Source organism: Streptococcus infantis, from assembly GCF_019929575.1.
GTDB classification, from domain to species: Bacteria; Bacillota; Bacilli; order Lactobacillales; family Streptococcaceae; genus Streptococcus; species Streptococcus infantis_L.
The window spans coordinates 57337-66514 of record NZ_JAHZPU010000008.1; the positions used below are offsets into that span (position 1 = coordinate 57337).

Here is a 9178-nt window from a genome sequence, read left to right on the forward strand (position 1 = left end):
AGCTTTCTAGTTTGCTCTTTGATTTTTATTGAGTGTTATAAAATTGAGTTTTTACCCAAACTCTTTTTAGTGATCAGGCGAACATTTTCCAAAAGATTTCAATGATGTAGGTCAAGCCATAGGTGTAAACGACCAGAGTGAAGGGCTTGGTCAAGACGATAATAGTCATGTAACGCTTGAAGCTCATCTTGGTCAGAGCTGCCAGCATACAGAGAAAGTCAGCTGGACTAACTGGCCAAATCATCATAAAGATAAAGAAACGGTCAAAGCGATTGCCCTTGTCTAGCCAGCCGATGTACTTATCATAGGTGCGTTTGCTGACGACAGATTGCACGAAGGGTGCTCCGTAGAGGCGAACCAGGTAAAAGATAATGGCACAACCAATGACGATACCAATGTAGTTATAGATAGTACCCACGATATGCCCATAGATGAAAACACCTGCAACAGATGTCAGAGCACCAGGGATAATGGGAACAACTGTCTGTAAAATCTGTAAAAAGATAAAGAACGGTGGACCCCAGACACCAGCCTGTTGGATAAATTCAGATAGGGTCTCTTTTGATTGCAAGATCCCCGCTTGATAGGCCCAGATACAGAAAATCAAGGTACCGACACCGCCTGCTATAGATGAGATATTAATAACTTGCTGCAGCAGGGGAGAGACAGCTTTCATTTGTTTATCCTGTGACATGTAAACTCCTCGCGAATAGTATGATTCTACTATACCATATTTTAGGGAGAAAGACTAGATGGGATACTTCGTGTGACTTCACCTCAAGTATGGTAAAATGGGAATAAGAAAATGACAGCTTAGAATGAGGAATATCATGTTAGGATTGAAGTTTAATGGTACTTGGCGCAACTACCAAAAACAGGTATTGGACAATTTCCAAGAATACCAAGCAGATGGTCATGTCCACTTGGTGGCAGCGCCTGGTTCAGGGAAAACAACCATTGGGATTGAGTTGATTGCTCGCTTTGATAAGCCAGCTCTGGTTTTAGTGCCGACGGTGACCATTCGGGAACAATGGGTGGATAGGATTCGCCAGGCCTTTTTAGAGGATGAGAACCAGGTCACAAGTCTCGTGTCTCAAAATCTCAAGGACATGAAGCAAATCACCATCGCCACCTACCAAGCTTTTCACAGCGCTATGCAACAGGTACAATCTCAAGAGGATAATGGCGAGATTGAGGACTTTGTAGGCTTTGACCTGCTTGCCAGACTCAAAGAAAGGGGTGTCGGAACCCTCTGTCTGGACGAATGCCATCACTTGAGAAATGAATGGTGGAAAAGCTTAGAAGACTTCCGTAAAAACTACCAGCAACTGCAAGTCATCTCTCTCACTGCGACACCGCCTTATGACAGTGAGCCAGAACTCTGGGATCGCTATCTCCAGATGTGTGGCGAGATTGACCAAGAAATCACAGTGCCAGAACTGGTCAAGGAAGACACTCTTTGCCCTCATCAGGACTTTGTCTATATCTGTTTTCCGACTAAGGAAGAGGACAAGCGCTTGGAAGAGTTTGAAGACACCAAGTGGCAGTATGTCAGCCAACTAGTCGTTGATCCTGACTTCCAAGAGTTGATTCGGAGTTCCAAGGTTCTCAAAGGGGAAATTTCTGCGGATATGCTCCTTGAGGATCCAAAATATCTCTCAGCGCTTCTCATTTATCTACAAGCTCAAAAGCTGGAAATTCCCAAGCATCTAAAAGATTTACTGGGTGCTGAAGGCTTGCCTGCCCTCAATTACTATTGGTTAGAAGTTCTCTTGCAAGGCCTTCTCTATCAGACACCTGACTGGTATGAGGATCCGCAGGAGACAAAGAAAAAAATAGAAGCAGAACTGAAATCAAGAGGACTGATTGAAAAACGTCAGATTTTCTTGGTCAAATCCAAGGCCAATGACCAAATCCTCAACCAATCTCTAGGAAAACTGGCTGGCATCGCATCTATATTTGAGACCGAATATGCTAGTCTAGGCAAGGACTTGAGACAGTTGGTCTTGGCGGACTATATCCGCAAGGACTTTGCCAGTTATCTGGGAGATGACCAAGCACCAATCACGCAATTAGGTGTCCTCCCTTACTTTGAAACCATTCGCAGAAGTGCACAAAAACAAGGCCTTTCTGTCCCGATAGCAGTCCTTTCAGGTAGTGTCGTGATCATACCAACAAGTGTCAAGGCTGAACTTCAAGCACTCATTCCAAACACTAGCTTAAGCTTCTCTGCCATTGGAAAACTCGATCAAGATGCTTATCTCCAAGTAGGCTTTCCATCCAGCTTTAAGGGGATGGTCGCAGCAGTGACCGAGCTCTTCCAACGTGGTTCTATCCAGGTCTTGGTCGGAACCAAGTCTCTCTTGGGAGAAGGATGGGATGCGCCTTGCGTCAACTCTCTCATCCTCGGAAGTTTTGTCGGAAGCTTTATGCTCAGCAATCAGATGCGGGGCCGTGCCATCCGTATCTGGCCAGAACATCCAGATAAGACCAGCAACATCTGGCACCTAGTAGCCATCAAACCTTACAAAAATCCAGTCTTTTCTAAGGAGGATCAAGAAGAACTAGACCTCAATCCATATCAGGACTTACAAACCCTTGCCCGTCGTATGGACCATTTCCTTGGCTTGTCCTATAAGGAAGATACCATTGAAACAGGTCTGGATCGCTTGAACTTTCCTGAGTTCCCATTTAAGAAAAAGAAACTCGAAGACTATAACGAGAAGATCATGGAACTATCCAAAGATCGTGCCTCCCTTCGTAAAAAATGGCAGGAGGCGTTGGTAGTTGCGGATAAGCTAGAGATTGTCAATGAGGTAGCAACAGATCGCAAGCAGATCCCTCTGCTCACTCTTGTTGATGCTGAAAAATGGCTCCGTTATTCCTTTATGCTAACGGCCCTCAATCTCCTCTTTTATATCTTTAGGGTCCGTGGAACTAGTATTCGCTGGTTGTTTGGACTGAGCATCCTCTTTCTAGCCTACACCGTGATTCGCTATTTCTTTTACAGGAGTCCTTATGTACGCCTACGGCAGGCGGGTGAAGGTATTCGTAATGCCATGCTAAAGATGGGGCATTTGTCCGATGACCAGTCGCGCGTGCAGGTAGAGGAAGATAAGGAAAGTTATAGCATTTTTGCCTATCTTAAGGGGGGCAGTATGAGAGATAAGGAACTCTTTTCTCAGACCTTGGGTGAATTCTTTGCACCCGTGGACAATCAACGCTACCTGTTAGTAGCTCAAAAAGCCCCAGCCGGACAGTCCAAGTATTTCGTAGTTCCTAGCCTCTTTGAAAAACGCAAGGAAGATGCTCAGCTCTTCCAAAATGCCGTCGCACCACACATAGGCAACTACCAGCTGGTCTACACCCGCAACGAAGCAGGTCGAAAAATCCTGCTCGAAGCCAGACTCAAATCCCTAGCCAACAAAAACGAACGCATCATCACCAAGAAAAAGGTCAAAAGTGCTTTGAAATAGAAGGAAGTGAGCGTTTTCTTCTAGGAATATGATATAATAATAGATAATTAAGAATTCGATAAATTGGAGAGATAGTCTGAAGGATATTGTTAGTAAAAATAGACAGTTCTGACTAGCAAAAGGAAGTTTTATGGCAAAGAGAAAAGATTTTTCTGAATTAACTAGGGTTCAAATTCCAGCAGCTCTGCATCTCATGCGTATGGGCTATACCTATCTTCCTCGCAATGGGAAGGAAATTGCAGAAAGAGATCCAGATACCAATATCCTCGTATCTGTTTTTAAGGAGCAATTTTTAAAATTTAACAACTACTTGACAGAAGATGACTTTGAAAGAGAACTAGCCAATATCAAGTTGGAACTAGATCAAAACGATTTGGGGCGTTCTTTCTTTAAACGTCTGCAAGGTCAGGAAGATGCCATTAATATTGACTGGGAGAATCCTGAAGCCAACACATTCCATCTAGCCCTTGAAGTTACTTGTCAAAATGGTCAGGATGAATTTCGTCCGGATATCGTTATTTTTGTCAATGGTCTGCCTCTTTCTTATATCGAAGTGAAACAGCCCAATGCGATTCGTGATGGTAAGACTGGAATTCAGTCAGAGCAGGACAGAACCAGATACCGTTTTGAAAACCGTAAGTTCCGTCGTTTTAACAATATCACACAGTTGATATCCTTATCTGATAACTTAGCGTATATCAGTGGACAAGGTCAGCAAAAACAGGGTTCTTATTACGGTTCAAACGCCTATTCAAAAACCAAATTTAATGCTTTCAAGGAAGAAAGGATAGAAGATTACCTTCATTCCCTTTCCCCTCTAACCGAGGACCAAATCGACTTTGTCCTAGAAGACATGAAGCGCTTTGCCCTCAAATCTCAGCCAGAGTTTACAACAAACCTAAACCCTGATACACCTTGCAATGCCTTTCTGTCTTCTTTGTACCAGAAGGAACGCTTGCTCTTTATGCTTCGTTTTGGTCTGGTCTATGTAGAAGAAGAAAGCAAGGACGGTCAGATGCAACTGCAGAAGCACGTCATGCGCTATCCTCAGTATTTTGCGACACGTGCTATCGAAGAAACAATCGCAAAAGGTGTCAAGAAAGGGGTTATCTGGCATACCCAAGGTTCAGGTAAGACTGCCTTGGCCTTCTTCAATATTCGCTATCTAACCAACTATTTCTCAAAAGAGGGAATCGTTCCTCAGTTTTACTTTGTCGTCGATCGTTTGGACTTGGCAGACCAGGCCTTTAAGGAATTCACCAAACGAGGACTCAAGGTTAAGCGCATCAATAACCCACAAGAACTCAATCAAAAACAAGACGGTTATGATGTCGCTGTGGTCAATATCCAGAAGTTTAAGGATGATTCAGATCTGACAGATCGCTCTGGCTATGATCTCAATCGTCAAAATATCTATTTTATCGATGAAGCCCACCGTTCTTACAATGAACGAGGTTCCTACCTGCCAAATCTCTATCAAGCAGATACCAAGGCCATTAAGATTGCCTTGACTGGAACCCCCCTCATCACCTATAAGAAAGATGGGAAGACCAAGGAAAGTCATGCGACCACACGTGATATCTTTGGGGATTATATCCACAAATACTATTACAACCAGTCTATCGATGACGGCTTTACCCTACGCCTGATGCGAGAAGATATCGAGACCTCCTATAAGGACAATCTCAGAACCATCAACGAAGAAATCCAACGTGGCGACCTGTCCAAGGAAGATATCTTTGCCCATCCACATTACGTAGAGCCTATGTTGGACTTTATCATTGAAGACTTTAATCGTGCTCGTAATCTGATCTTTGATGATCAGACCATCGGTGGCATGATTGTCTGTGACTCGTCCAAGCAGGCGCGTGAGCTTGAAAAGCAATTAAAAGAACGACGTCAAGCTGGTTCAACCAAGTTGACTTCGGCTCTTATCCTTCACGATGAGGGTGACAAGGAAGAGAAGAAGGACAAGGTAGATGCATACAAGGAAGGTAAAATTGACCTTATCATCGTCTACTCTATGCTCCTGACAGGATTTGATGCACCTCGGCTCAAGCGCCTCTATCTAGGGCGCAAGATCAAGGCTCACAATCTTTTACAGACTCTAACCCGTGTCAATCGTCCTTACAAGGACTACCTCTTTGGCTATGTCATTGACTTTGCGGATATTTCCAAGGAGTTTGACAAGACCAATCGTGCCTATCTGGAAGAACTCAATCAAGAGTATGATACGGCGCTAACAGGAGAAAACGGCGAGGATGTTTTTGGCTCTCTCTTTGTGTCAGCAGATGAAATTTCTCAAGAGTTGAGCAAGACCGAGCATATCCTCATCGACTATCCAACGGACAATCTAGAATACTTCTCCCAAGCCATCAATGATATCAAGGATAAGAAGCAGTTAATCGATCTTCGTAAGGCCTTGGAGTCTATCAAGCAGTACTACAATATCGCCCGTCTCCTCGGCTACGACCACCTGCTCCAGCAGATTGACATTGCTCAGATTGCAACCCTGCTCAATGTCCTCTCTAGACGGATGCTGACACTGTCTCTGATAGATAAACCAGATGACTTCTCTAGTCGGACTCTCTTAAATCTTGCCATGTCTGAGACTAGCTTTAGCTTTGTCAAGATTGCAGAGGAAGAGCTTCGTCTAGCAGCCAATGACTTGGAAGATTTGAAACGTCGAGTTGCAAGTGGTATTAAGAACCAGCGTGATGAAAAGGATCCTGAGTGGGTCTCTCTCTACGAAGAATTCCAGCGCATCATGAAAAAACACCTGATCCATGGCCAAGAAGGCTTTACCATGGAGAATATCAAGGAAACTCAAAAAGACTATGAAGAACTTTTTAAGTCCGTGGAGGACTATCATACTCGTATGAGACGCCTAGCTATGAACTTTAATGGAGATGAGATGGCAGCTCGTTCCTACAAGCACGTGACCAACTCGACTATGGTTAGTGAGTTTCCTGCTATTTACCATGTCATTAAGGGTTCTAAAGTCAGACTAGACCGTAAAATCGGTCAAAACCAAGGAGTACTCGATAACGAGGACTTTCTTAAGAAGATGATTCGAGAAGAAGCTCGGATTGAAATGAAAACCAACCAATCTGCAAGTAGTTTGACAAGAGAGGATTTTAATTATATCGTCGAGTCACTATTTGAAGGATATGAAGAGGAATACCAACACTAATGAATGAAACATACAAAGTCCAAGTCCAAGGCTTGGTAGATGATTTGAAAGCTGTCTTTACCCACGCGGGACTAGGAGGAGAAGCGGGTGAGTACAAACTCCTCACCCAGTCCTTCCTCTACAAATTTTTAAATGACAAGTTTTTGTATCAAGCCAAGGTCCTAGATGAGTCCAATACCTATGAAAATTTGTTGGCTATGAGTGAGGAAGACTACGACTGGCTCTTGGAGGATATCGGTACCAGCACAGCTTGGCTCAAGCCAGATCAGTTGATCGAAACCCTCCACCGCAAGCAAAATGAGGCGACTTTTTACGAAATTTTTGAAAATACCCTCAACCAAATCGCTATTGATAATAACGATATCTTCTCTGTACATACAGACGGGGATACGGCTATTCGTCTCTTTGATGAGCGTCTGATTACGGATACTATCTCAGATAGCAGTAAGCGAAACGAGGTCGCAAAAGCCATCATCAATCTCCTTGCACGCGTCAAGTTTGATGAGACCATTTTTTCACAAGGCTTCGACTTTTTCTCTACTCTCTTTGAGTATATGATCAAGGACTACAACAAAGACGGTGGTGGTAAGTACGCTGAGTACTACACGCCTCACTCTGTGGCTAAGATTATCGCTGATATCCTTGTGGGGAATGAACAACCATCAAACGTGCGCATCTATGACCCTTCTGCTGGTTCTGGAACTTTGCTGATGAACCTGGCTAGTCGTATTGGTGTCGATAAGACCACTGTTTACAGTCAGGATATCTCACAAAAATCATCCAATCTCCTCCGTCTCAATCTGATTTTGAATGGACTACAGCATTCCATTCATAATATCGTACAGGGAAATACCATTACTGCTAATCGCCATCCTGAAAAGATGGACTATATCGTGTCGAATCCTCCTTTCAAGCTGGACTTTTCAGAGTGGCGTGACCGAGTGGAAAGTTTTCCAGAAGCCAGTGAGCGTTTCTTTGCAGGAGTGCCCAAGGTTCCAGCCAAGTCTAAGGATAAGATGGCGATCTATGAGCTCTTTGTTCAGCATATCATCTATTCCTTGAAGTCAGATGGCCAAGCAGCCGTTGTCTTGCCGACAGGATTTATCACTGCCCAGTCAGGGATTGACAAGACCATCCGTCAATACTTGGTGGATAATCAAATGCTGGCAGGTGTCGTCTCTATGCCGTCTAATATCTTTGCGACGACAGGTACCAACGTCTCCATCCTCTTTATCGATAAGAAAAATAAGGGGGATGTCGTTCTCATCGATGCCTCAAACCTCGGAACCAAGGTTAAGGAAGGCAAGAACCAAAAGACTGTCCTGTCTCCTGAGGAAGAGCAGAAGATCGTCGAGACCTTTATCAAGAAAGAAGCCGTCGAGGACTTTTCTGTTACCGTCTCTTATGAGGATATCAAGGAGAAAAACTACTCTCTCAGTGCAGGTCAGTACTTTGACATCAAAATCGACTATGTAGATATCACAGCAGAAGAGTTTGAAGCCAAGATGACCGCCTTTCAAAGTAAACTTTCAGACCTCTTCCAGCAATCGCATGCCTTGGAGCAGGAGATAGAAGAGCAAATGAAGGGGTTGAAGTATGAGTGAGTTTAAAACCTATACTTTAGATCAACTGTGTATCGTTGGTTCAAGTAAAAGGGTACATTTATCTGATTATGTTCAGCAAGGAATACCTTTTTATAGAAGTAAAGAAGTAATTGAACTTTCAAGTGGTAAAAACATTTCTGAACAATTATTTATTTCTTCAGAAAAGTACTCTGAAATAAAATCAAAATTTCCGGTTCCTCAAGAAAATGATGTACTTATTACAGCTGTAGGGACGATAGGTGAGATTTTGGTTGTAAAGGACCCGAATTTTTATTTTAAAGATGGTAATTTAATTTGGTTAAGAAATATTAATTTTGAAATAATTGATATAGATTACTTATACTACTTTTTAAAATCTGATTTGTTTCAAAAAACAATCAAATATAACAACATTGGGGCGGTACAAAAAGCTTTAACTATAGATTTTTTAAAAACTGTAAAAATAACATTACCATCATTAGATAATCAAAGAAAATTGATTTCTGTTTTAAAATCAATTGATAAAAAACTGAGAATCAACAACCAAATCAACCAAGAGTTGGAAGCCATGGCTAAGACCCTCTATGATTACTGGTTTGTGCAGTTTGATTTCCCAGACCAGAATGGCAAACCCTACAAATCATCAGGCGGAAAGATGGTCTATAACCCAGAACTTAAACGCGAAATCCCAGAGGGGTGGGGAGTGGAGAAGTTGGGGGAATTGGCACAATTTAAAAATGGTATTAACTATGAAAAAACTTCCAGTGGAAGTGAAAAAGTTAAAATCATTAATGTTAGAAATATCTCATCATCAACAATATTTATCAACCAAACAGATTTAGAAATATTGGCAGTGTACAATAAGTTGTGTAAACACAAAAAGGAATAAATCCTGTATAGTAGAGTTGCAACACATTTACTAGAAA

The 9178-nt window shown here is 42.6% G+C and carries 4 protein-coding genes and 1 pseudogene; 4 read left to right on the top strand and 1 reads right to left on the bottom strand.

From position 1 onward, the window contains the following. Nucleotides 1-73: 73 nt before the first annotated feature. Nucleotides 74-694 carry a TVP38/TMEM64 family protein gene (locus K1I67_RS04360; RefSeq protein ID WP_223338960.1) on the bottom strand — a complete coding sequence of 207 codons (621 nt, stop codon included), beginning with the start codon at nucleotides 692-694 and terminating at the stop codon, nucleotides 74-76. 136 nt (nucleotides 695-830) lie between these two features. Here K1I67_RS04360 and K1I67_RS04365 point away from each other — a divergent pair, with 136 nt between their 5' ends. From K1I67_RS04365 to K1I67_RS04380, 4 genes and pseudogenes are all read left to right on the top strand, one after another. Next, entirely contained in the window at nucleotides 831-3476 is a 2646-nt protein-coding gene (locus tag K1I67_RS04365; protein WP_223338961.1) for a DEAD/DEAH box helicase family protein, read from the top strand. Between the two features lie 130 nt (nucleotides 3477-3606). Further along, nucleotides 3607-6669 (top strand): DEAD/DEAH box helicase family protein, encoded by a 3063-nt coding sequence (locus K1I67_RS04370; RefSeq protein WP_223338962.1) that lies wholly within the window; start codon nucleotides 3607-3609, stop codon nucleotides 6667-6669. After that, nucleotides 6669-8273 (top strand): HsdM family class I SAM-dependent methyltransferase, encoded by a 1605-nt coding sequence (locus tag K1I67_RS04375; protein ID WP_223338963.1) that lies wholly within the window; start codon nucleotides 6669-6671, stop codon nucleotides 8271-8273. Before K1I67_RS04370 ends, K1I67_RS04375 begins: the two co-directional genes overlap by 1 nt. Continuing rightward, a pseudogene (locus tag K1I67_RS04380) lies at nucleotides 8266-8974 on the top strand (restriction endonuclease subunit S); the annotation flags it as partial. The gene K1I67_RS04375 and the pseudogene K1I67_RS04380, both read left to right, overlap by 8 nt. Between the last annotated feature and the right edge of the window lie 204 nt (nucleotides 8975-9178).